We start from the raw sequence: 22738 nt of genomic DNA, 5'->3' as shown, positions 1-22738 counted from the left end.
ATTATGCTCTAATGATGATTAAAGTTGGGCTAATTCAAAATATCTTTTTTAAACATATTTTACTCAAAAATTGAGATTTCATATCATTAGATAGTTTCGTGAAACTGACTCAAATAGTTTTTTACTTACTCTCCAATACCACTACGGAGAAAGGAGGCAAAGTCATTTTCAAATTTCCTTTTTTGAATTTAAAATCTTTAAATTCTGAAGGTGTTATTTTATTAGGATCATCGAAAGTATTATGATCTTGCAATTTTTTTGAAACTAAAATTTCCGCATTAAAATCATCAACATCAAATTCTGAAAGATCAAACTCTACTTCATTTTCTTTTTCTGAATCAATATTTACTACTGAAATATGCACTATACCATTACTATTTTTAGAAGCAGATACGGAAACCGCTGGTAATGATTTTCCTTCAAAAGTATATTCAGGTGAATCAAACTCTACCGGAAGTAATTGTGCATCCTGATGAACTTTATACATTTCCATCACGTGATATGTTGGTGTAAGGATCATTTTAGCACCATCTGTTAAAGCTACAGCCTGTAAAACATTAACAGTTTGCGCCAAATTCGCCATTTTAACACGCTTACTGTGATTGTTAAAAATGTTTAATGACACGCCCGCGATCATGGCATCACGCATAGTATTTTGTTGATATAAGAATCCAGGATTAGTCCCTTCTTGAACATTGTACCAACCACCCCACTCATCTACGATAAGATCAATTTCTCCTTTAGGGTCGTATTTATCCATAATCTCACTATGCTTTGTCACCAACTCTTCCATCTTCAAAGCTGTTTGCATTGTTGAAAAATACTGTGCTTCATTAAAATCTACAGCATCTCCTTTATCTTCCCACTTCACAAAAGAATAAGAGTGTAACGCTACACCTTCAATTAGGCTATGAGGAACATCACGCATTAATACTTCCGTCCAATGGTAATCGTCTACATTTGCACCAGATGCAATCCTATATAATCCAGTTTCTTTATCCCAATCACTCATAAATGTAGCATACTGACGATAAAGGTTGGAATAATATTCAGGTGTCATGTTACCTCCACAACCCCACATTTCGTTACCAACACCCCAATATTTAACTCCCCATGGTTTTTCTCTGCCATTTTCTCGTCTCAAATCGGCCATAGGGCTTACACCATCATGGTTTACATACTGAATCCAATCTGCAAATTCTTGAACACTTCCACTACCAATATTCGCGGCCAAGTAAGGCTCTGCTCCCAGAACTTCACAAAGGTTTAAAAAATTATGTGTTCCAAAGCTATTATCTTCTGTCACTCCTCCCCACCATTGATTTACAATCGTTGGACGATCCTCTTTAGGACCTATGCCGTCTTTCCAGTGATAGGTATCTGCAAAACAACCGCCAGGCCATCTAAGAATAGGTATTTGAAGGTTTTTAAGTGCTTCGATCAAATCGTTACGAACACCATCTGTATTTGGGATTTCACTGTCTTCACCAACGTACAATCCACCGTAAATACAGCGACCTAAATGCTCAGCAAAATGTCCATATATATTTTTATTAATTGTAGGAGCATTTTCATCGTTTTTTACAGATATTTCGGTTTGTGCTTGTAATGCAGAAAAAGAAAATGCTAAAAAAAGTAAAGGAAAATTAAGGAGTCTGGGTTTTTTCATAATAATTAAGTAGTATAGTTAATTTGCTTTATTATAAGAATAGTAAATATTGAAATTTCTATAAAATCATCTTGATTTATTCAAATAGACCGAAAACCTTTTCGGAAAAAGCTTTAAAATTTTCTTTTTAATATGTTTACAACCCATAATAAATAATAAGTGTAAATCATACATTTCCAAATATAATTAAATTTTAACTAAAAAAACAAATGTCTTTTTAGAGATTTTTAACTTTTAGTGATTAGAAAAAATAATATAACAAATTTCGAGTATCTACTTATCAAGTATACCAAGATTTTATCTCAAAAAATTTAATCGTTTTGGGTCTTTTTTAGATTTTCATTAATTAAAAATGTAATTTTGGCAAAATTCAATTAATATTACTCAATTTTTAATGATTCACAATTATAAATCTGAAGACAAAGTTTTAGTAGCTGTAGACTGTATTATATTTGGTTTTGATGATGAAGAATTAAAACTATTGTTAATTAAAAGAGATTTTGAGCCTGAAAAAGGTCAATGGTCTTTAATGGGAGGTTTTTTGAAAAAAGATGAAAATCTAGATCAAGCAGCTAATCGCATTTTATATCATCTTACCGGAATTAACGATATTTATCTTGAACAATTATATAATTTTAGTAAGATAGATCGTGATCCTGTAACTCGTACAGTTTCTGTTTCTTATTTTGCTTTAATTAATATTTCAGAACACGATACTAAACTAACTGCAAACTACTCTGCCAAGTGGTTTAGTTTTAAAGATATTCCGCCTTTAATTTTTGACCATGATAAAATGGTTAAGCATGCCAGCCGAAGGTTATTATACAGAGCTTCAACCGGCCCTATTGGCTTTGAATTGCTACCAGAGAAATTTACTATGCGACAACTACAAAAGCTATATGAAGCTATTTTAGGAGAGAAGCTTGATAAACGTAACTTTATTAATAAAATTAATTCTTTCGATATTCTTATTAAATTAGAAGAGAAAGATATGAGCTCTTCTAGAAAAGGTTCTTTTCTATATAAATTTGACCAAGAAAAATATCAAAAGAAAAAAGCGGAAGGATTTTCCTTTAAATTTTAAAAAATAGAAATTATTATCCATAAAAAACCAGCTTTTAAGCTGGTTTTTTTCTTTTCTAGTTTTCGCTTGTTTGGGGTAAGCGATATACTTTTATTCTAACGATCTTATTTAACGTCTAAAGATTTATTGATTACTTGGTTTCCTACTCTAAGCGAAATAGTATATTCTCCACCAGGAACTTTTGAAAAATCAAATGTCTTTTTAACTACTAAATCAGTATTTACAGAAGAAGCTACCTCTGTTCCTTCTCTATCATATACTTTAAAATTAACTTCTTGTGATTTTGGGTTGGTAAATGATACCATTACTTTATTACCATCAACAGTTTTAAAGAAAGGTTTGAAGAATATTTTAGAAGCTTCATCGTTTATCATCACACCTCGATTAGACTTTGAAATTACTGTAGTTAAAATACTACCTTCTTTTTCTACACTTAAAAAGTAAGTCCCTCTTGGAATCTCATTTAAATCTAAGGCTTTCTTATAAGAAGAGCTCTTCAAATGATCTTTAAAAAGAACTTCTCCATGAATATCTGCTAAAACTAATTCAGCACCTTTTTGTGAATTAGCTAATTCTACAACTAATCGGTTTTCTTTGTTTACTTTTACGTCTATATCTTTAGCACTTAATGTGTTACTCAATACTAAAGTCAGCGCTAATAAACTTATTTTCAATAGGTTTTTCATAATTTTCGGAGTTTTTGTTAAATGACTAATTATTCTTTAGCAAATATACGAGCAACCTTACGTTATATTGAATAGAAAATATACCAAAATATGTTCTATATTAACCGAAAATATTATAGTAGATTAAATTTATTGATAATAACACACATTTAATATGAATTTAACCTAGATAAGTATATAATGATTTTTAGACTAAAAATTACGAAAACGCTATAGATTTGATAAAATCTAGATTATAAATTTTTAAATGTTATATACATTAAATTTCTTTTTACCATTTAGTAGCCGAGACAAAAAAACCGTAGATGTGATATATTTGACACATTTGTTTATGATCGTTAGCCCAGTAGAAAAAAATATTAAAAAAAGTATTGAATGGGTAAAAGTCAAGAAAGAAGTAAATGAACTCGGATTAAAATTTCCATAAATTAAAAATTTGACCAATAATTTCGCTTCTCCTACTCCGGCAACTACATTATAGAGTGTACTAACAACTCTATATCTTGAATTCATTATTCTATCTTTATATAAATTCCATCACGCTATATAACCGCAATACTCTAAAAAAAATTTGTATATGATTTTTGTTATGAACTATTTCTGAAAAATTGAATTAAACAACTATCGATAATAATCCTATACTTTTTATTCAATCATTGAATTTAATACCGAATGATTATAGCGTTTTGAGCGAACCAAATTATACAACAATATAGATAAAGTGTCTCTTATATAGATGTTTACATATGAGTACAAATAAAGATTATTGATTTTCAGCATAAATAAACCTTAATATATTTATAGTAATTACAAAAAAAGCCAGCATTTTTGATGCTGGCTTTTTTTTTACAACAATCGTTTGTTTGGGGAAACGATATTATGTTTTTATATACTTTACTTTATGTCTAACGTTTTGTCAACTACTTGGTCTCCTACAAGTAATGAGATTGTATATTTTCCAGAAGGAACATTTGAAAAATCAAATGTCTTTTTAACTACTAAATCATTGTTTACAGATGAGGCTACTTCTATACCATTATCATCATAAACTCTAAAATTAGCATCTTTATATTGTGGATTGGTAAACGATACCTTTACTTTATTTCCATCTACTGTTTTAAAGAACGGTTTGAAAAAGATTTTAGAATTTTCATCGTTTACTATTACTCCTTTATTTGATTTTGAAATAACAGTTGTTAATATACTATCCTCTCTTTCTATACTTAAAAAGTAAGTCCCTCTTGGAATTTCATTTAAATCTAATGCTTTCTTATAAGAAGAGCTCTTCAAATAATCTTTAAAAAGAACTTCTCCATGAATATCTGCTAAAACTAATTCAGCACCTTTTTGTGAATTAGCTAATTCTACAACTAATCGGTTTTCTTTGTTTACTTTTACGTCTATATCTTTAGCACTTAATGTGTTACTCAATACTAAAGTCAGCGCTAATAAACTTATTTTCAATAGGTTTTTCATAATTTTCGGAGTTTTTGTTAAATGACTAATTATTCTTTAGCAAATATACGAGCAACCTTACGTTATATTGAATAGAAAATATACCAAAATATATTCTATTTTAACCGAAAATATTATAGTAGCTTAATTTTTTTGATAATAACACACATTTTATGTATTTTCAACCTAGTTAACTATATCGTAATTTATAGATTATAAATTGCGCTAACGTTATAGATATGATAAAAACAACGAAGCCTGCTTTTGAAAAAATTGAACCACCATTCGGTAGCTCATTTATTTATAAAACTTTTACTGAAGAAAATCCACATCAAAATAACAATTTTTGGCATTACCATCCTGAAATAGAATTGGTATATGTTAATAGTGGATCTGGTAAAAGGCAAATCGGTAGCCACGTTTCATATTACCACCATGGAGATTTAATATTAATTGGAGCTAACTTGCCGCATTGCGGATTATCTGATTCTTTAAATAAATATGAAAAAGAAACTATAATTCAAGCTAATCCAGAATTTTTAGGTAAATCCTTTTTTGAATTACCGGAAACTAAAAACTTAGGTTCCTTTTTAGAAACAGCAAAAAAAGGCATTGTTTTCCACGGAGAAGATAAACGTTTTATTGGCGAAAAAATGGAAGAGCTTCAGCATAAAAATGCATTTCAACGGCTTACAGGATTTCTAGAAATTTTAAAATGGTTAGAAGAAGCAAAAAACTACACCATCTTAAATGCACATGGTTTTGTATTAGAAAGTGATTTACAAGACACTAACAGAATTAACGAAGTTTTCAATTTTGTAAAACAGGAATTCAAGCGAAGTATTTCACTAGATGAGATTGCCGAGATGGTAAATATGACGGTTCCAGGCTTTTGCCGATATTTTAAAAAAATTACTGGAAAAACTTTTACTCAGTTTGTTAATGAATATCGATTATCGCATGCTGCTAAATTGCTTCATGAGCAAGAACTTAGTATTACCGATATTTGCTACGAAAGTGGTTTTAATAATTTTAGTCACTTCAACAAACAATTCAAAAAATTTGCAGGGAAATCACCTTCAAAATATAGAAATGAACTTAAAGTAACCGTTTCTTAATAAAAAATCCGCTTTCAGAAAGCGGATTTTTTATTATCTAAAGAAAAATTAATTTTTCTTAATCGTGCATAAATTTTTGTTTTGCAAGAAGTTCTTCTTCTGCCTCAACATGATCTTCATCAGGCACGCAACAATCTACCGGGCATACCGCAGCACATTGTGGTTCTTCATGGAAACCTTTACACTCTGTACATTTATCAGGTACAATGTAATAAAACTCATCACTAATAGGTTCTTGAGCTTCTTCCGCGTTAGCTTCGTGCCCGTTTGGAAGCACTACATCGCCACTTAATTCAGTTCCATCAGCATAACGCCAATCGTCTGCTCCTTCGTAAATCGCAGTGTTAGGGCATTCTGGTTCACATGCCCCACAATTTATACATTCGTCTGTTATTATTATCGCCATAGCTATTTTTCTTGAATTTGTAAAAATAAAACGAAATATGAACTGATCCCAAGCTTTTGTTGAAATTTATAGTATTTCCAAATAGGAAGTTTTAATTTCGCTGTTGCAAATTTAAAGTGCATAGCATTCATAACCAAATTAGGCAATGACAATTAAAGAACGTGTATTTTATTTCACAAGATTAGGAGATTTGTTACGTAATTACGATACACAGTCCCCTTCTAACTTTTCAGAGACAGAACAGGTTTATTTTGAGGAACTTCAGAATAAAATAACAGCTGCTAGCCTGCATAATGGATGGTTTTCTAAAGAGAATATTCATTATGCCTTAAAAGAATGGGCAAAAGCTCTTACTAAAGAAAATCTAGAAAATTGGATTCGGAATTATCAATTTTCAACTACAATTACTCCTAAAACAGTAGCAGTAATTATGGCTAGTAACATTCCATTAGTAGGTTTTCACGATTTTTTAAGTGTCCTTATTAGTGGTCATACTATTCTTATAAAGCAATCTGATAACGATAAGCAGTTGTTACCTGTTTTATGTGCATATTTAAAAACGCTAAATGCTGAATTTGAATCGAAAATTAAATTTACAGAGAATAAACTCGATAATTTTGATGCTGTTATTGCTACGGGAAGTAATAATACAGCCCGATATTTCGAATATTATTTTAAAGATAAACCCAATATCATTCGTAAAAACCGAAATTCAGTCGCTATTCTTACCGGAGAAGAAACAGCTGAAGATTTTGAAGCATTAGCCGAAGATATTTTTAGGTATTATGGTTTAGGATGCCGAAATGTTTCTAAAATTTTTGTACCCAAAAACTATAATTTCGATTCTTTTTATAAAGGAATATTTCATTGGAAAGAAATCATTAATCAAAATAAATACGCTAATAATTACGATTATAATAAAGCAGTTTATTTAATGAGTGAGTTTAAAATGTTAGATAATGGCTTTTTGATGGTGAAAGAAGATAAAAATTACGGCTCTCCTATTTCTGTTCTATTTTATGAAGAATACGAAAATAGAGAAACATTACAGCAGCACTTAAACGAAAATAAAGAAAAACTTCAATGCGTTGTTAGTAAAGAATCTAAACGAGCAAATGAAGTTACTTTTGGGAATACACAACATCCAAGATTATGGGATTATGCCGATGGCATAGATACCCTTGAATTTTTAATTAACCTTAACTAATCGAAATCATGAAAAAGCATAATTTTAGTGCCGGACCTTGTATTTTACCACAAGAAGTGTTCGAAAAAGCTTCTGAAGCGGTACTTGATTTTAATAATAGTGGACTTTCAATTCTTGAAATTTCTCACCGTAGCGAGGCCTTTGTTTCGGTTATAGAAGAAGCACGCTCTTTAATTTTAGAAATTTTAGGGCTTCAAAATAAAGGATATACAGCATTATTTTTACATGGAGGCGCCAGCACTCAATTTTTAATGACAGCTTATAACTTATTAGAGAAAAAAGCAGCTTATACAAATACTGGTACTTGGAGTACTAAAGCTATTAAGGAGGCTAAATTATTTGGAGAGGTAGTAGAAGTTGCCTCTTCTAAAGATAAAAATTTTGCTTACATTCCTAAAAATTATAGCATTCCAACAGATGCTGATTATTTTCATTGTACAAGTAATAATACTATTTACGGTACTCAAATGAAATCTTTTCCAAAAACTGAAGTTCCTTTAGTTTGCGATATGAGTAGCGATTTTTTATCTAGAAGTTTAGACTTTAGTCAGTTTGATTTAATTTATGCTGGTGCACAAAAAAACATGGGGCCTGCAGGAGTTGCGGTTGCTATTATAAAAGAGGACATTTTAGGTAAGGTTAAGCGTCAAATTCCGTCTATGATGAATTATAAAGTTCATATAGAAAAAGACAGTATGTTTAATACGCCTCCGGTTTTTGCCATTTATACATCGTTACTAAATTTACAATGGCTAAAAAATAAGGGCGGAATTGCTGGAATTGAAGGGAAAAACATAGAAAAAGCAGCACTACTTTATAACGAAATAGATCGAAATCCTTTATTTATAGGATATGCGAATAAAGAAGATCGCTCTATAATGAATCCGACTTTTAACTTAATTGAAGGAACTGATAAAGCAACTTTCGATAAACTATGGAAAGAAGCAAATATTAACGGATTAAATGGACATAGAGTTCTTGGCGGTTATAGAGCTTCTATGTACAATGCATTACCTCTAAAAAGTGTGCAAGTGCTGGTTGACGTAATGCAGCAGTTTGAAAAAATTTCATAATTAAAAAAATAAAATTAGATGAATATTTTAGTTACCGATGGGCTATCACAACAAGCAATAACACAACTAACACAATCAGGGTTTAATGTATTAGCTGTAAAAGTAGCTCAGTCTCAGCTAAAAGAATACATAGTTTCAAAAAATATAGAAGGAATTATTTCCCGAACTACTTTTATTGAAAATGAAGTAATCGATAATGCTCCAAAGCTTAAATTTATTGCTGTAATTGGCGACCAACCAGTTGTAGATTCTACTTCTTATGCTGAAAAAAAAGGAGTTCAGTTTATAACCGCTCCAGTAGCTGCAACTCGATCTGTTGCAGAACTTGTTTTTGCACATATTCTTGGCGGTAGTCGATTTTTACATCATTCCAACAGAAACATGCCACTAGAAGGTGATTTAAATTTTAAAGATCTTCGAAATTTTTATGCAGGTGGAATAGTGGTAAAAGGAAAAACACTAGGCATTATTGGTTTAGGAAAAATAGGCCAAGAAATAGCTAAAATCGCTTTAAGTTTTGGAATGAAAGTTATTGCTCACGATAAAGTAATTACTGAAACTACTATCGAAATACAAATTCAAAATCAAAAAGTAAGCATTCCAATTACAACCAAAACGAAAGAAGAAGTTTTACAAGAAGCTGATATTATAAGTTTAAGTGTATCTTCTCAACAAAAACCGATTATTGGTAAAAATGAGTTTGATCTATTGAAGCCAAATTCTGCTATAATTAATGTTTCTAATGGAAATGTAATTGATGAAGAAGCTCTAGTCCTAGCTTTAGAAGAAGGAAAGCTATTGTTTGCTGGTTTAGATACCTATAATGATGAGCCTAATCCGGCTATTAAGCTTTTGATGAATGAACGTATTTCATTAACACCACATATTGGTGGACTTACTGGCGAAGCTGCAGAGCAAGCAGGAATAGAAATTGCTCAGGAAATAATTGAAAGATTTAAAGCTAAATCAGGAATGGATTTCTTTAAATAATAAGAAATTACAGCGTATTACTTTTTACAAAAAAATCAATAATTTATTATTTTATAAATAGTTATAATACAATTTTAACAGTATAGATGTATTTAAATACCTAATTTAGGATAAAACCTATTTATTTATGGCGTCTATACTGGATTTATTTAAAACCTCAATCGGAAAAATTTTAATAAAAAAATCTGAAGAAGTTACCGGTGAACAGGAGAATAAAATATCTACAATTTTGAGTATGCTTTTACCTCTTACACTTGGTAAATTTAAAAACGATATAATTGAAGATCATAGAGATTCTTTAAACGAAATGCTTATACAAGCACCTGTTCCTAGAGAATTTTTACAAAGTTTACATGAAAAATCGTCTAAAGAAATTATAGCCTGTGGTAAAGAATACGAAGAATTTATTCTAGGTAAGAATTTTGATAAAATTTCAGAAACTATAGTGAATGCTACAGAAACTTCTCTAGAAAATGTAGAAAAAATAACGGATCTGGCTATCCCTGTGTTAGTAGCTATTTTGAGCATTGCCAAAACGAGAAATAATATTCCGAAATATGAATTAGAAATATTGTTGGATAGTGCTTTAGGTATTTCCTCAAAATATTCCAACTCTTTAAATTCAATTATATTCTCCCACAATACTGATCCAAATATTATTAAAGATCCTTCAGAAATTGTAGTAACCCAACAAAAATATACTTCTAAAAAAGAAAGTATTTTAAAAGGATTTACAAGTGGTAAATAAAATTCTTTTTAGTTAAATTGCTCACATGAAAAATTGCTTACTTGTTATTTTAGTTTCCTTATGCATTTATAGCTGTGGAATTGTAAAAAACGGAAATCGTAGTAGCCGTATTGCAAATTCTAAAAATGATACAATTAGAATTGCAAACGATAGTTTGGAATACGAGATTATAATTATAGAACCTGGTTTCAATCTGTTTATGAATACAATTGCCAAACCAAAAAACTATTATTCTCAATCTTGGTTAGAAAATAAAAATAAATTTCTAGTAAACGATTACAATCAAAGAGTACATCAACCAAATCGTTACAATCCTAGCTTATATGTTCAAGAAATAAATTATAATACAAATATCGATTATGGGTATGACGTAAATTATTTATTATATTATTATTTTGTGTATTTAAGTAGGCAATACGATCAGCGCTTTTCGGTGCCTACCAGAATTTAACTTTACAACGATCTCATTTTTATAAAAATAGAAAGTTTTACTATGAAGAAATTAAAAAAACGTTGGGATGTAAAATCAAACGTACAACTATTTATAATTTTTCTGGTATTTGCAATAACCGGTTCAACAGCAGCAAAATTAGCTGCACCATTAACCAATTTTGTAGGAATTACTAAAGCACACGATTGGTTTATTTACTGGCCGATTCGAATTTTAATCATATTCCCTATTTATCAAGTTTTATTAGTAGCAATTGGATGGTTATTTGGTCAATTTGCCTTCTTTTGGTCTTTCGAAAAAAAAATGCTAAGCCATTTAGGTTTAGGTAAGTTTGTAAATTCTTAATTAAGATATTATATAAAAAGCCGCTAAAAGAGGCTTTTTTATTGATATTCTTCAAATAATAATCAATTTACACTTTTATAGTTTGCATCCGCAAGGTTGATTTTTGTTTAAAAATATACATGTATAAATACATTAATGTAAATGTTGGTACTACATCTGTAAAAGGTAATATCTCTTCAGCAAAAACTAAAATTGAAGCAATTTTACCTCTTTTATCGGGATATAACTCTCGCATTTTTTTGGCTGCATAAGGTGCCCATAAAATATCTAAAAATGGCCCAACAACTGGAATGCCTATAGTAAGCATTCCTATTCCATCAAAAAGCAAACTCTTTAGCAACACTTTTTTATTAGGTATATTCATAATTAGTCTTTGCAAAAAATATATCAAACAAAGTGCCAAATCGATAAATTATTTTCAACCTATTTTAAATACTGAGAAAAATAGGTAGTTAATTTCTTGATTTTTGGATCTATAATATATTGACAATACGGTTGCTCTTTATGCTGATTGTAAAAATCTTTATGTTCTGCTTCTGCTTCATAAAATTCAGAAGCTTCAGTTACTTCAGTAACAATTTTATTCTCAAATATGCTTTTTGCTTCTAACTCATCAATTATAGCTTCTGCAATTTGTTTTTGCTCTTCGGAATGATAAAAAATAGCACTCCTATATTGTATCCCTACATCGTTTTGCTGTCTGTTTAAAGTTGTAGGATCATGTGTGCTAAAAAATATTAATAATAAATCTCGATAACTTACTTTATCAGGATCATACGTTATTTGTATAGCTTCTGCATGCCCTGTTCTTCCGGTAACAACTTCTCGATAAGGCGGATTTTTAATAAAGCCACCCGTAAATCCGGAAATCACATTTTTTACTCCTTTTAAACGCTGAAATACGGCTTCTGTACACCAAAAACATCCGGCAGCAAAGGTAGCAACTTCTTCTTTTTTCATTATATTTCTTTCTTTTCCAATTTTTTAAAAACTTTTAGTCTGGTAAACTACATAGTTTGTCGAGAAATCGGAAATGAATTAACAAACTTTAAACTTGGGGGTGGTAATTAATTTGGCTAATTTTCGCCTGTTTTAAATTGTGTTATGATTGAGATTGAAAATATACATAAATATTACGGAGATCTACATGTATTAAAAGGTGTTAATCTTCATATCAAAAAAGGCGAAATTGTTTCTATTGTGGGAGCTTCTGGCGCCGGAAAAACCACACTACTTCAAATTTTAGGTACATTAGATTTACCGGAAAAAAACAAGCAGTCTAAATTGATTATTAATGAAACTGAGATTTATGGTTTAACAGCTAATAATTTAGCCAAATTCAGAAATCAGCATATTGGTTTTATTTTTCAATTTCATCAATTATTACCAGAATTTACTGCGTTAGAAAATGTATGTATTCCTGCTTTTATTCAGAATAAATCAAAAAATGAGACCGAAAAAAGAGCTTTGGAATTATTAGGTTTCCTAGGACTTAAAGATCGTGCAAACCATAAACCGGCTATGTTAAGTGGTGGTGAGCAACAACGTATTGCAGTCGCTAGAGCATTAATTAATAATCCGGCTGTTATTTTTGCTGACGAACCTTCGGGGAATTTAGATAGCGAGTCTGCTGAAAATCTACACCAACTTTTCTTTAAATTAAGAGATGAATTTGGGCAAACCTTTGTAATTGTAACGCATAACGAAGAACTAGCCGATATGGCCGATCGTAAATTAACCATGGTAGATGGTGAAATTGTATAATTTTAAGTGATTTTTTTTGAAGCAAAGTGAATTAAAAGAGTTTTTAGATTTTAAAGCGAATCAATACAATCATCCGTCTTTTATAGAAACCGACCCGATACAAATTCCCCATCAGTTCTCTATAAAACAAGATATTGAAATTGCTGGATTTCTTACGGCAACTATTGCTTGGGGAAACCGAAAAAGTATTTTAAAAAATGCAAATAGCCTGATGGAGCGTATGGGAAAAACTCCTTTTGATTTTGTAATGAATTATACTGATGAAAAGGCGAAAGTATTTGATGGATTTGTACATAGAACCTTTAATCAAACAGATCTTAGCTATTTTATAAAAGCCTTACAGCATATTTATAAAAACTATAGTGGTCTGGAAGCTGTTTTTTCTAAAGGAGCCTCTCCCCTATCCTTACAACCTGCCATTCATAATTTTAAAACTATTTTTTTTGAATTACCACATGAAAAGAGGACCCAAAAACATGTGAGCGATCCATTAAAGAATTCAGCTGCAAAACGTATAAATATGTTCTTAAGATGGATGGTTAGAACAGACAATAAAGGTGTCGATTTTGGTATTTGGGAATCTATGTCTCCTGCTCAACTTTCTTGCCCTTTAGATGTACATTCCGGAAATATAGCCAGAAAACTCAAAATATTAAAGCGAAAACAGAACGATGCTAAAGCATTAGTGGAGCTAGATACCAAACTTCGCAAATTTGATAAAATAGATCCTGTAAAATACGATTTTGCCTTATTTGGCTTGGGTGCTTTAGAAAATTACTAGAAAAAATGAATAAAAACAGTTTTCTAAATTTAAACCCTTATTAGCTAGTTGAACAATAACTAATTAAATAAAATTTATAAAACAAGCCTAAAAGCAGAAGCATAAATGCAGCTGCTTTACAAATGGTTTGTTATTTTTGCACCAATCTTTAACTATAGAGATGCTCCTCTAAAATTTTTTTAAATGAAGCTACTTATAAAATCGGCCAAAATCGTAGATCAGGAAAGCGATTATCATTTAAAACAAGTCGATTTATTTATACAAGACGGAATAATTCAAAAAATCGGATCTAACCTTAAGCTTGAAGCTGATAAAACAGTTCAAATTGATGGTTTACATGTTTCCAAAGGTTGGCTAGATACTAGTGTAAGTTTCGGCGAACCTGGTTACGAAGAACGAGAAACTATCGAAAATGGACTAAAAACAGCTGCTTTTAGTGGTTTTACTGATATTGTATTAAATGCAAATAGTAATCCTGCTATCGACAATAATCCTGCTATACTTGCAATTAAAGCAAAAGGAATGGGTAATGCAGTAAACCTGTTACCAACCGGAACTGTAACGGTAAAATCAGAAGGAGTAGATTTAGCTGAACTTTTCGACATGCAAAATGGCGGAGCAGTTAGTTTTGGAGATTATAAAAAATCAATAGCTAATCCTAATTTGCTTAAGATAGCGCTTCAGTATGCACAAAATTTTGATGCTTTAATACAATCTTTTCCATTAGAGAAAAAAATTGCAGGGAAAGGAATTGTAAACGAACATCATAATAGTACATTATTAGGCTTAAAAGGTATTCCGAATTTAGCTGAAGATTTACAAGTTGCCAGAGACCTCTACCTTTTAGAATATACAGGTGGTAAATTACATATTCCTACTATTTCTACTGAAAAATCGGTTCAACTAATAAAAGAAGCAAAAAAGAAAGGTTTAAATGTAAGTTGCAGTGTTGCTATACACAATTTACTTTTAACGGACGATTTACTGAAAGAATTTGATACTCGAGCAAAAGTATTACCTCCGTTACGTACCAAAAAAGATACAAGAGCTTTAATAAAAGGAGTGAAAGATGGGACTATAGATTTTGTTACTAGTGATCATGATCCGATAGATATAGAAAATAAAAAATTAGAGTTCGATAATGCTTTTTATGGCACCGTTGGCTTAGAAAGTTTTTTTGGAGCTCTACAAAATATTTTCACTACAGAAGAAACAATTACTATTTTAACTCAAAACACAACACGATTTAAAGTTTCAACAACTAAAATTGCTGAAAAAGAATCAGCTAAACTAACGTTCTTTTTACCAGAAGAAAAATACACTTTCAATAAATCAAATATTATCTCGACATCAAAAAATAGTATTTTCTTAGGTCAAAAACTAAAAGGAAAAGCTATCGGAATATTCAATAATAATCAATTACAAATAGCTGAATAGTATTCTAAATATGGCTGAAACTCAAAAAGGAAAAACAACTGCTGTAGTATCATATATTACTCCTGTAGGTTTTATTATTGCTCTCTTTATGAATATGGACGATAAGCATAAACTGGCAAGTTTCCATATTCGGCAAGCATTAGGCACGCATATTATTTTCTACTTACTAGGTACTTTAGCATCTATGTTTACCAATTTTTATGTCCCTACAGCTTTTTATTTAGTGTATGTAATCATGGTTATTTACGGTCTAGTGTCTGCTGTTCAAGGAGAATTCAGGTTAATTCCTTTTATTGGTATTTATTTTCAAAAATGGTTTAAATCAATTAAATAATGCAACAAGCATCTCTTTCTTTAGAACATATAATTAAACAACCGAAAGGTCAAGTAGAAAAAGCTCCTGTACTATTTATGCTACATGGGTATGGTAGTAATGAAGAAGACTTGTTTAGTTTTGCTCCCGAATTATCCGACGATTTTTTTATAATTTCAGTTAGAGCTCCCTACCCTATGCAACCTAGTGGAAACGCTTGGTATGCTATTTACTGGGATGCACCGGATGAAAAATTTGGAGATCAAGAACAAGCTAGAAGCTCTAGGGATTTAATCGCTAAATTTATAGATGAAGCCATAAATGCTTATCCTATAGATAAAAATAAAGTAAATCTTCTTGGTTTTAGCCAAGGTAGCATTCTTAGTTATGCAGTAGCACTTTCTTATCCACAAAAAGTAAAAAATATAATAGCCTTTAGTGGTTATATAGATCCTGAAATTTTAGTTGAAAATTATACCGATAATAATTTTGATCATTTAGACTTTTACTGTTCGCACGGAAGTGTAGATCAAGTTATACCTATAGAATGGGCGCGTAAAAACAAACCTTTTTTAGATAAATTGAATATTAAAAATACGTATTCTGAATTTCCTGTAGGGCATGGAGTTGCCCATCAAAATTTTTTTGAAGCTAAAAAATGGATTGAAAATAAACTCTAAAAAAAATTAATTAATTCGTTACTATTCTTTATTTTTTTTGAATAAGAATAAAATGATATTTGTTTCTTTTTTTGCCTATAATTACTGTTAAATTTGCACAAAAATAAAGATTCATGAATAAGGGCATATACATAACCACCATGGAAGAAGACAGCGGGAAATCTCTCGTTTCTTTGGGGTTAATGCAAACACTATTGGGAAAAACTGCTAAAGTAGGTTATTTTAGGCCTATTATAGATGAAATTCAAGAAGGAAAGAAAGATAATCATATTGAAACAATTCTTTCTCATTTTGAATTAGATATCCCATACGAAGAGACCTACGGAGTTACTCGAAAAGAAGTTCTCGAAAAGAGAAATAAAGGTAACGAAGGAGAGGTTCTAGATATAATAATTAAAAAATACAAAAAATTAGAAGATCAGTACGATTTGGTATTGGTTGAAGGAACCGATTTTTCGGTAAAAGGAAATGTATTTGAATTTGATACAAATGTTTCTGTAGCTAAAAACTTAGGACTTCCTACTATCATTATTTCTAGCGGTCGTGGTAAAACACAATCCGAATTAATTGGCGGGCTTAATTATGCGTATACTTCTTTTAGAAAAAGAGAAGTAAAAGTAATCGGAATTATAGCCAATAAAATTGATGAAGAGAATGTTAGATATGTGGATTTCGATCTTAAAAAAACATTCCCGGATGATGTTGAAGTTGCTGTAGTTCCTTTAATCAATAAATTATTTAATCCTACTGTTAAAGAGATTACAGAAACTTTAAATGGTAAAATTTTATTTGGTGAAGAACATATCGATAATCAAACCGGAAGTTTTGGTGTTGGTGCTATGCAGTTACGTAACTACATTACCAAATTAAAAGATGATAGCTTAGTAGTAACTCCAGGTGATCGAGCAGATATTATTCTAGGTGCATTACAAGCTCATATTTCATCTAATTATCCAACCATTTCTGGTATTATCTTAACAGGTGGACTTATTCCTGAAGATAGCATATTAAGGCTGATCGAAGGACTCTCTCAAATAGTACCAATTGTATCAGTTAAAGGAGGTACTTTTAGTGTTACTAATAAAATTGGTAATATAAAATCTAAAATTTATAGAGATAGTACCCAAAAAATTATGACGTCAATTGCGGCTTCTGAAAAATATTTGAAGCTGGATCGAATCACCGAAAAGTTAATCAACTTCCAGCCTGAAGCAATTACTCCTAAAATGTTTCAATATGGGCTATTTAAAAAAGCTCAAAAATCTAGAAAGCATATTGTACTTCCGGAAGCTACCGACGATCGTATCCTGTTAGCTACAATGCGTTTATTGACTTTAGATATTGTAGACATTACACTTTTAGGAAAAATTGAAAAAATAAAATCTAAAATCACCGATTTAGGAATCAATTTAGATTTAAGTAAATTAAACATTATAGATCCTATTGCTTCTGATAAGTTTTTAGACTATGCAGAAACTTTTTACGAGCTTAGAAAACATAAAAATGTAAATATGGATATGGCCAAAGATATGATGGCCGATGTTTCGTATTATGGCACTATGATGATTTATAAAGGAGATGCAGATGGTATGGTTTCTGGTGCAGCACACACCACACAACATACAATTCGTCCAGCTTTACAATTTATAAAAACAAAACCAGGAGTATCTGTTGTTTCTTCTGTATTTTTTATGTGTCTAGAGGATCGTGTTTCTGTATTTGGAGATTGTGCTATTAACCCAAATCCTAATGCAGAAGAATTAGCTGAAATTGCAATTTCTTCAGCAGAAAGCTCAATCTCTTTTGGAATCGAACCTAAAATAGCTATGCTTTCTTACTCTTCAGGTGCTTCAGGAAAAGGGGAAGATGTAGACCGAGTTCGGGAAGCTACAGAAATTGTAAAAAGATTACGTCCTGAATTAGCAATTGAAGGCCCTATTCAATACGATGCTGCTGTAGATGCTACTGTTGGAAAAAGTAAAATGCCGGACTCTAAAGTTGCCGGACAAGCAAACGTACTTATTTTCCCTGATTTAAATACCGGAAACAATACCTACAAGGCAGTACAAAGAGAAACAGGAGCTTTAGCTATTGGTCCAATGTTACAAGGCTTAAACAAACCAGTAAACGACTTAAGTAGAGGTTGCACAGTAGATGATGTGTTTAATACCGTAATTTTAACAGCTATACAAGCACAAGAATTTTAATATAAAAATGAATATACTCGTAATAAACTCCGGTAGTTCTTCAATTAAATTTCAATTGATAAAAATGCCGGAGGAAACTGTCGCTGCAAGCGGGATAGTAGAACGAATTGGTTTAGAGGGAGCATTAATCAATTATAAGTCTGGTGATTTTAAAATGACCAAAGAGTTTGATATTCCTGATCATGAAACAGGACTATTAAAACTTACAACTTTTTTACTTGATAAGGATTTTGGTGTAATAAGCAATAAAGATAATATAGATATTGTTGGGCATCGAATAGTACATGGCGGAAAAAACTTTCCTAAAACTATTGAAGTTACTGAGGATGTAAAAGAGAAAATAAAAAGTGTATTTCCATTAGCACCATTACATGGTCCTCACAATCTAAAAGGAATTGAAGTTGCTGAAAAAGTATTTTCAAATGCAAGTCAGGTTGTGGTTTTTGATACCGCATTTTTTCAAACATTACCAAAAAAGGCTTACCAATATGCTATTCCGAAAAAGTTTTTAGAAGAAAATGATATTCGTGTTTATGGCTTCCATGGTACTAGTCACAAATATGTATCTGAAGCAGCGATTAATTATCTAAAAGAAAAGGAATTACCATCAGGAAAAATAATCACTGTTCACTTAGGTAACGGCTGTAGCGTTTCTGCTATAAAAGATGGGGTTGCTATCGATCACTCTCTTGGATTAGGACCTGCAAATGGTTTAATAATGGGAACAAGAGCTGGAGATATTGACCAATCAGTAATTTTTTATTTAATAGATAAATTAGGCTATACTTCTAAAGAAGTTAATGAAATATTACTGAAAAAAAGTGGAATGTTAGGGCTTACCGGATATAGCGATATGAGAGATATCGAATCTAAATCTGCTGAGGGTGATGAAGATTGCCGATTAGCACTTTATATGAATGGTTACCGAATTAAAAAATTTATTGGTAGTTATGTTGCGGCTTTAAATGGTATTGATGCTGTTATATTTACTGCTGGAATTGGTGAAAATAGTAGTGTTATCCGAAAAATAGTTTGTGAAGATATGGACTTTTTAGGTTTACAATTAGACCATAGAAAAAACGATGTTCGTGGTAAAACTATTCGGTCTATAAACAAGCCGGGAGCTGATGTGCAAATATTGATAGTTCCTACTAATGAAGAATTAGAAATTGCAAAACAATCCTATAATTTAATAAAGAAATAGCTGCTATTTCTTTATTAAATTATTCCAATATAAAAAAGGAGAAGTAATAAAAACTTCTCCTTTTTTATATTGGAATTTTAAATTTTATTCTGAGTATAAAACTGATTTTAAATTTTCAAAATGAATATTCTCTTTACCAGAAATATCATAACTTAATAAAATTTCGCCCCAGTATTTGCCATCTGTAAAATTAGCTATCAGCCATTTGTTATTTAATAACTGAACTTGATTAATTCGCATTACTCCATTAATCCCATCATATGGAACTAATGGATTATCTTTAGAAGCATCATTTAAATCAATTAAACTATCAATTACTTTTTGTTGAATTTCATTAGCCTCAAAACCTTGCCTTTCAAAATAAGTTATTGCTTTTTCATTTTCTAAAAGATTAAATTTTTCGGCCTTAACTCCAGAATGAACTTTTTTATCAAGCTTTTGTAAACGTAATTCTAAATTTTGGATAGTTATGGTTTGACTTTCCAATATCTTTTTATCATTAACATAAATGAAGATGCTAGTAAGTACTGAAAATATAAATAAATACAATAAAATTTTATTCTTCATCTTCAATAGTTATTTTTAAATTATCGTAAGCTAGATATACATTTTTAGGTAAAGTGGATTCTACTTCAGCATGGAAACCTAATAAGTGGCTAATATGCGTTAAATAGGCTTTTTTGGGTTTAATTTTTTCAATAAATGCTAAAGCTTCTTCTAAATTAAAATGAGAATGGTGTGGCTCTTTACGCAAAGCACTAACAACTAAAACCTCTACTCCATTTAGCTTTTCAGCTTCTTGATCTTCAATAGATTTAATATCTGTTAAATAGGCAAACTTATCTAACCGATAGCCATATACTTGTAACTTATTATGCCAATAGCTTATGGGAGTAATTTGCTTTGTAATTACTTTAAAATTTTCATTAGTTACCTCATGCTCAATAACTGCAGGTGCACCTGGATATTTATTTTCTGTTTCAAAAATATACTCATACCGTTTGTGTAAGGCATTTAAAACTCGAGTATGCGCATAAATTGGAATATCTCCCTGTTTAAAAAAATAAGGGCGAATATCGTCTAATCCTGCTATATGATCGTTATGCTCATGTGTAAATAAAATTGCATCTAACCTAGAAAAGGTATTGCGTAACATTTGCATTCTAAAGTCTGGACCACAATCTATTAATATATTTGTACCTCCCCACTCTACCATTACAGAAACTCGCAAACGCTTGTCTTTACTATCATCGCTTAAACAAACCGGATGGTTACTACCTATAATGGGAATTCCTTGTGATGTTCCTGTTCCTAAAAATGTAACTTCCAAAAGTGTTATATTTGTGACAAAGTTAGGTATTATTTTTTGTTTACTTAAGCGATTTAATACCTTAGACCAATATAAAAAAGAAGATTATTTAAAACAGAATTTATGCCAATTACAATAATGGGCGATAAGGAATTTGAGAATGTTCCTTCCATCAAAAGTAAAGCGCTTCGTATCAACTTAAACGAAAATATCTATGGGACTTTCTCTGAAATTGGTGCAGGTCAAGAAACCGTGCGTAATTTCTTTAGAGCTGGTGGTGCCTCTGGGACTATAGCGAAAGCTATGAGTGCCTACGATAAAGATTTTAGTGATGCTATTTATGGTGTTGAAGACGACCGTAGATATGTAACAGAAGCTCGATTGAAAAAAATGCTTTCCCATGAAATTCGGTTAATAGAAGAGCGAATATCTAGAAAAAAGCACCCGAATAAGCTGTTTTTTAGTTATGCTAATACTGTTGCCACTATCGATTTTGCTAAAAAGTACAAAGGCCATGGTTGGGTAGGAATTCGTTATCAAGTAAGCCCCGAAGAAGATTATAACGAAATAAGCCTACATATCCGCTTTCATGAAAATGATGCCCGACACCAACAAAATACTTTAGGAACATTAGGTGTTAATTTAATTTATGGAGCCTATTATAAATACGATAGCCCAAAAAAATTGCTAAGATATTTATACGACCATATCGATAAAGATCAAATTGAAATTGATACCATAAATTTTTCCGGCCCCAGATTCAAAAAAGTAGATAACCGATTGATGAGTCTTCAATTGGTTAAAAATGCAATGACCGATGCGGTTATGTTTGGGCCTGATGGAAATAATGTATTACCGGCAAAACTTCTTTACAAAAAGAACATTTTAGCTTTACGGGGTAGTTTTAGACCTGTAACTAAGGTTAATATGGATATCTATCATAAATCTTGCGATTTATTCTTTAGAGAAAATAAAGTTTCTGAAGATAATACTGAAGTTATTTTCGAAATTACACTTTCCAACTTACGTTCTGAAGGAGAAATTAACGAGAAAGACTTTATGGATCGTGTAAAATTACTTTGCGATCTCGGCCAAACAGTTATGATTTCTAACTTTCAAGAATATTATAAAGTAGTAGAATACTTTAGCCGATATTCTAAAATGAGAATGGGATTAGCTATGGGGGTAAATAACTTAGTTGATGTATTTGATGAAAAATATTATCGTCATTTAAGTGGAGGTATTCTAGAAGCATTTGGTAAACTATTCTTTAAAGATCTTAAAGTATATTTATATCCACTAAAAGATTCCGAAACGGGAGAAATTACTACCAGTGATAATGTAAAAGTTCACCCTAGAATGAAAGAATTATATAAGTTCTTTAAATATAATGGTCGCGTAGAGGATATTGAAAACTTTGATCCCGAATTATTAAATATCTATTCTAGAGAAGTTCTGCAAATGATTTCTAATGGACAAGATGGTTGGGAGAATATGCTACCGGAACGAAGTGTAGAGATTATTAAATCTGAAAATTTATTTCATTATAAAGAAAATAAAGAAAAAGCTCGAAATGCATAATTGAGTTTTGTTTATTATATGAATAAAAAAGCGACCACTATTTGGTCGCTTTTTTATTCAAAAGATATCTTGAAAATAAAATATTATATCCCCTTTATAAACTTTAAGTCTTTCTATTCTCGAAAAGATACAAACTCATAAAATTCAAATATGTATAAAAATAGTTATGCAGAACCAAATCACTTTAATATATTTAGATTTTTATTTTTATACAATCCAAATAAATATAG

The 22738-nt window shown here is 30.8% G+C and carries 24 protein-coding genes; 16 read left to right on the top strand and 8 right to left on the bottom strand.

What is annotated here, in order from left to right:
* Positions 1-121 precede the first annotated feature (121 nt).
* The gene (locus ACN0WI_RS15020; RefSeq protein WP_417887864.1) at positions 122-1669 is read right to left on the bottom strand and encodes an alpha-N-arabinofuranosidase; all 1548 of its coding nucleotides are present in this window, start codon (positions 1667-1669) and stop codon (positions 122-124) included.
* Positions 1670-2063: 394 nt separating this feature from the next.
* Between ACN0WI_RS15020 and ACN0WI_RS15015 the strand changes: the two genes are divergently transcribed.
* Positions 2064-2753, top strand: coding sequence for an NUDIX hydrolase (locus tag ACN0WI_RS15015; RefSeq protein ID WP_417887863.1), 690 nt, complete (start codon positions 2064-2066; stop codon positions 2751-2753).
* Between the two features lie 104 nt (positions 2754-2857).
* On the opposite strand, the gene ACN0WI_RS15010 is transcribed toward ACN0WI_RS15015, so the two are convergent.
* A complete protein-coding gene (locus tag ACN0WI_RS15010) occupies positions 2858-3439 on the bottom strand; it encodes a hypothetical protein (RefSeq protein ID WP_417887862.1) in 582 nt (193 codons plus the stop codon).
* 894 nt (positions 3440-4333) lie between these two features.
* Positions 4334-4915 carry a hypothetical protein gene (locus ACN0WI_RS15005; RefSeq protein ID WP_417887861.1) on the bottom strand — a complete coding sequence of 194 codons (582 nt, stop codon included), beginning with the start codon at positions 4913-4915 and terminating at the stop codon, positions 4334-4336.
* Positions 4916-5133: 218 nt separating this feature from the next.
* On the opposite strand from ACN0WI_RS15005, the gene ACN0WI_RS15000 reads away from it, so the two are divergent.
* Positions 5134-6012, top strand: coding sequence for an AraC family transcriptional regulator (locus tag ACN0WI_RS15000; RefSeq protein WP_417887860.1), 879 nt, complete (start codon positions 5134-5136; stop codon positions 6010-6012).
* Positions 6013-6070: 58 nt separating this feature from the next.
* On the opposite strand, the gene ACN0WI_RS14995 is transcribed toward ACN0WI_RS15000, so the two are convergent.
* Positions 6071-6418, bottom strand: coding sequence for a 4Fe-4S dicluster domain-containing protein (locus tag ACN0WI_RS14995; protein ID WP_417887859.1), 348 nt, complete (start codon positions 6416-6418; stop codon positions 6071-6073).
* A 145-nt stretch (positions 6419-6563) separates the two neighbouring features.
* Between ACN0WI_RS14995 and ACN0WI_RS14990 the strand changes: the two genes are divergently transcribed.
* From ACN0WI_RS14990 to ACN0WI_RS14965, 6 genes are all read left to right on the top strand, one after another.
* Positions 6564-7625 carry an acyl-CoA reductase gene (locus ACN0WI_RS14990; RefSeq protein WP_417887858.1) on the top strand — a complete coding sequence of 354 codons (1062 nt, stop codon included), beginning with the start codon at positions 6564-6566 and terminating at the stop codon, positions 7623-7625.
* An 8-nt stretch (positions 7626-7633) separates the two neighbouring features.
* Positions 7634-8698 carry a 3-phosphoserine/phosphohydroxythreonine transaminase gene (gene serC / locus ACN0WI_RS14985; RefSeq protein ID WP_417887857.1) on the top strand — a complete coding sequence of 355 codons (1065 nt, stop codon included), beginning with the start codon at positions 7634-7636 and terminating at the stop codon, positions 8696-8698.
* Between the two features lie 18 nt (positions 8699-8716).
* On the top strand, positions 8717-9688 hold the full coding sequence (locus ACN0WI_RS14980; RefSeq protein WP_417887856.1) for an NAD(P)-dependent oxidoreductase: 972 nt from the start codon (positions 8717-8719) through the stop codon (positions 9686-9688).
* A 127-nt stretch (positions 9689-9815) separates the two neighbouring features.
* Positions 9816-10436, top strand: coding sequence for a hypothetical protein (locus tag ACN0WI_RS14975; RefSeq protein WP_417887855.1), 621 nt, complete (start codon positions 9816-9818; stop codon positions 10434-10436).
* 25 nt (positions 10437-10461) lie between these two features.
* Positions 10462-10887: a DUF6146 family protein gene (locus ACN0WI_RS14970; protein ID WP_417887854.1), complete on the top strand. Its 426-nt coding sequence runs from the start codon at positions 10462-10464 to the stop codon at positions 10885-10887.
* A 42-nt stretch (positions 10888-10929) separates the two neighbouring features.
* Positions 10930-11232, top strand: coding sequence for a DUF6787 family protein (locus ACN0WI_RS14965; RefSeq protein ID WP_417887853.1), 303 nt, complete (start codon positions 10930-10932; stop codon positions 11230-11232).
* A 67-nt stretch (positions 11233-11299) separates the two neighbouring features.
* Here ACN0WI_RS14965 and ACN0WI_RS14960 read toward each other — a convergent pair whose 3' ends face one another.
* Both ACN0WI_RS14960 and msrA read right to left on the bottom strand, forming a co-directional pair.
* Entirely contained in the window at positions 11300-11596 is a 297-nt protein-coding gene (locus ACN0WI_RS14960; RefSeq protein WP_417887852.1) for a hypothetical protein, read from the bottom strand.
* Between the two features lie 59 nt (positions 11597-11655).
* Entirely contained in the window at positions 11656-12192 is a 537-nt protein-coding gene (msrA, locus tag ACN0WI_RS14955; protein ID WP_417887851.1) for a peptide-methionine (S)-S-oxide reductase MsrA, read from the bottom strand.
* Between the two features lie 144 nt (positions 12193-12336).
* On the opposite strand from msrA, the gene ACN0WI_RS14950 reads away from it, so the two are divergent.
* The 7 genes from ACN0WI_RS14950 to ACN0WI_RS14920 all read left to right on the top strand — a co-directional run bounded on the left by ACN0WI_RS14950 (position 12337) and on the right by ACN0WI_RS14920 (position 19618).
* Positions 12337-12996, top strand: coding sequence for an ABC transporter ATP-binding protein (locus tag ACN0WI_RS14950; protein ID WP_417887850.1), 660 nt, complete (start codon positions 12337-12339; stop codon positions 12994-12996).
* A 16-nt stretch (positions 12997-13012) separates the two neighbouring features.
* Positions 13013-13777, top strand: a complete 765-nt coding sequence (locus ACN0WI_RS14945) for a TIGR02757 family protein (RefSeq protein WP_417887849.1) — start codon at positions 13013-13015, stop codon at positions 13775-13777.
* A 183-nt stretch (positions 13778-13960) separates the two neighbouring features.
* A complete protein-coding gene (locus ACN0WI_RS14940) occupies positions 13961-15214 on the top strand; it encodes a dihydroorotase (RefSeq protein WP_417887848.1) in 1254 nt (417 codons plus the stop codon).
* Positions 15215-15224: 10 nt separating this feature from the next.
* Positions 15225-15548 carry a hypothetical protein gene (locus ACN0WI_RS14935; protein ID WP_417887847.1) on the top strand — a complete coding sequence of 108 codons (324 nt, stop codon included), beginning with the start codon at positions 15225-15227 and terminating at the stop codon, positions 15546-15548.
* Positions 15548-16207 (top strand): alpha/beta hydrolase, encoded by a 660-nt coding sequence (locus ACN0WI_RS14930; protein ID WP_417887846.1) that lies wholly within the window; start codon positions 15548-15550, stop codon positions 16205-16207. The genes ACN0WI_RS14935 and ACN0WI_RS14930 overlap by 1 nt, the downstream gene beginning before the upstream one ends.
* Before the next feature lie 113 nt (positions 16208-16320).
* The gene (gene pta, locus ACN0WI_RS14925; RefSeq protein WP_417887845.1) at positions 16321-18414 is read left to right on the top strand and encodes a phosphate acetyltransferase; all 2094 of its coding nucleotides are present in this window, start codon (positions 16321-16323) and stop codon (positions 18412-18414) included.
* A gap of 7 nt (positions 18415-18421) precedes the next feature.
* On the top strand, positions 18422-19618 hold the full coding sequence (locus ACN0WI_RS14920) for an acetate/propionate family kinase (protein WP_417887844.1): 1197 nt from the start codon (positions 18422-18424) through the stop codon (positions 19616-19618).
* A gap of 84 nt (positions 19619-19702) precedes the next feature.
* Here ACN0WI_RS14920 and ACN0WI_RS14915 read toward each other — a convergent pair whose 3' ends face one another.
* Together ACN0WI_RS14915 and ACN0WI_RS14910 are read right to left on the bottom strand one after the other, a co-directional pair.
* Complete coding sequence (locus ACN0WI_RS14915) at positions 19703-20185, bottom strand: hypothetical protein (RefSeq protein ID WP_417887843.1); 483 nt, start codon at positions 20183-20185, stop codon at positions 19703-19705.
* Positions 20175-20948: an MBL fold metallo-hydrolase gene (locus ACN0WI_RS14910; RefSeq protein WP_417887842.1), complete on the bottom strand. Its 774-nt coding sequence runs from the start codon at positions 20946-20948 to the stop codon at positions 20175-20177. Before ACN0WI_RS14910 ends, ACN0WI_RS14915 begins: the two co-directional genes overlap by 11 nt.
* A gap of 102 nt (positions 20949-21050) precedes the next feature.
* On the opposite strand from ACN0WI_RS14910, the gene ACN0WI_RS14905 reads away from it, so the two are divergent.
* A complete protein-coding gene (locus ACN0WI_RS14905) occupies positions 21051-22508 on the top strand; it encodes a TonB-dependent receptor (RefSeq protein WP_417887841.1) in 1458 nt (485 codons plus the stop codon).
* Positions 22509-22738 lie beyond the last annotated feature (230 nt).

It is taken from the genome of Zunongwangia sp. (assembly GCF_048269745.1).
Classification (GTDB): domain Bacteria; phylum Bacteroidota; class Bacteroidia; order Flavobacteriales; family Flavobacteriaceae; genus Zunongwangia.
Note: the sequence above shows the minus strand (reverse complement) of the source record. Positions and strands in the feature narration are given on the sequence as shown.

What these genes read in the sequence shown, in the direction of transcription:
- ACN0WI_RS14915 (WP_417887843.1), bottom strand. Translation starts at nt 20,185, where the DNA reads ATGAAGAATAAAATTTTATTGTATTTATTTATATTTTCAGTACTTACT.
- ACN0WI_RS14975 (WP_417887855.1), top strand. Translation starts at nt 9,816, where the DNA reads ATGGCGTCTATACTGGATTTATTTAAAACCTCAATCGGAAAAATTTTA.
- pta (WP_417887845.1), top strand. Translation starts at nt 16,321, where the DNA reads ATGAATAAGGGCATATACATAACCACCATGGAAGAAGACAGCGGGAAA.
- ACN0WI_RS14990 (WP_417887858.1), top strand. Translation starts at nt 6,564, where the DNA reads ATGACAATTAAAGAACGTGTATTTTATTTCACAAGATTAGGAGATTTG.
- ACN0WI_RS15020 (WP_417887864.1), bottom strand. Translation starts at nt 1,669, where the DNA reads ATGAAAAAACCCAGACTCCTTAATTTTCCTTTACTTTTTTTAGCATTT.
- ACN0WI_RS15015 (WP_417887863.1), top strand. Translation starts at nt 2,064, where the DNA reads ATGATTCACAATTATAAATCTGAAGACAAAGTTTTAGTAGCTGTAGAC.
- ACN0WI_RS15000 (WP_417887860.1), top strand. Translation starts at nt 5,134, where the DNA reads ATGATAAAAACAACGAAGCCTGCTTTTGAAAAAATTGAACCACCATTC.
- ACN0WI_RS15005 (WP_417887861.1), bottom strand. Translation starts at nt 4,915, where the DNA reads ATGAAAAACCTATTGAAAATAAGTTTATTAGCGCTGACTTTAGTATTG.
- ACN0WI_RS14935 (WP_417887847.1), top strand. Translation starts at nt 15,225, where the DNA reads ATGGCTGAAACTCAAAAAGGAAAAACAACTGCTGTAGTATCATATATT.
- ACN0WI_RS14905 (WP_417887841.1), top strand. Translation starts at nt 21,051, where the DNA reads ATGCCAATTACAATAATGGGCGATAAGGAATTTGAGAATGTTCCTTCC.
- ACN0WI_RS14970 (WP_417887854.1), top strand. Translation starts at nt 10,462, where the DNA reads ATGAAAAATTGCTTACTTGTTATTTTAGTTTCCTTATGCATTTATAGC.
- ACN0WI_RS14920 (WP_417887844.1), top strand. Translation starts at nt 18,422, where the DNA reads ATGAATATACTCGTAATAAACTCCGGTAGTTCTTCAATTAAATTTCAA.
- ACN0WI_RS14950 (WP_417887850.1), top strand. Translation starts at nt 12,337, where the DNA reads ATGATTGAGATTGAAAATATACATAAATATTACGGAGATCTACATGTA.
- ACN0WI_RS14940 (WP_417887848.1), top strand. Translation starts at nt 13,961, where the DNA reads ATGAAGCTACTTATAAAATCGGCCAAAATCGTAGATCAGGAAAGCGAT.
- ACN0WI_RS14960 (WP_417887852.1), bottom strand. Translation starts at nt 11,596, where the DNA reads ATGAATATACCTAATAAAAAAGTGTTGCTAAAGAGTTTGCTTTTTGAT.
- msrA (WP_417887851.1), bottom strand. Translation starts at nt 12,192, where the DNA reads ATGAAAAAAGAAGAAGTTGCTACCTTTGCTGCCGGATGTTTTTGGTGT.
- ACN0WI_RS14995 (WP_417887859.1), bottom strand. Translation starts at nt 6,418, where the DNA reads ATGGCGATAATAATAACAGACGAATGTATAAATTGTGGGGCATGTGAA.
- ACN0WI_RS14980 (WP_417887856.1), top strand. Translation starts at nt 8,717, where the DNA reads ATGAATATTTTAGTTACCGATGGGCTATCACAACAAGCAATAACACAA.
- ACN0WI_RS15010 (WP_417887862.1), bottom strand. Translation starts at nt 3,439, where the DNA reads ATGAAAAACCTATTGAAAATAAGTTTATTAGCGCTGACTTTAGTATTG.
- serC (WP_417887857.1), top strand. Translation starts at nt 7,634, where the DNA reads ATGAAAAAGCATAATTTTAGTGCCGGACCTTGTATTTTACCACAAGAA.
- ACN0WI_RS14930 (WP_417887846.1), top strand. Translation starts at nt 15,548, where the DNA reads ATGCAACAAGCATCTCTTTCTTTAGAACATATAATTAAACAACCGAAA.
- ACN0WI_RS14965 (WP_417887853.1), top strand. Translation starts at nt 10,930, where the DNA reads ATGAAGAAATTAAAAAAACGTTGGGATGTAAAATCAAACGTACAACTA.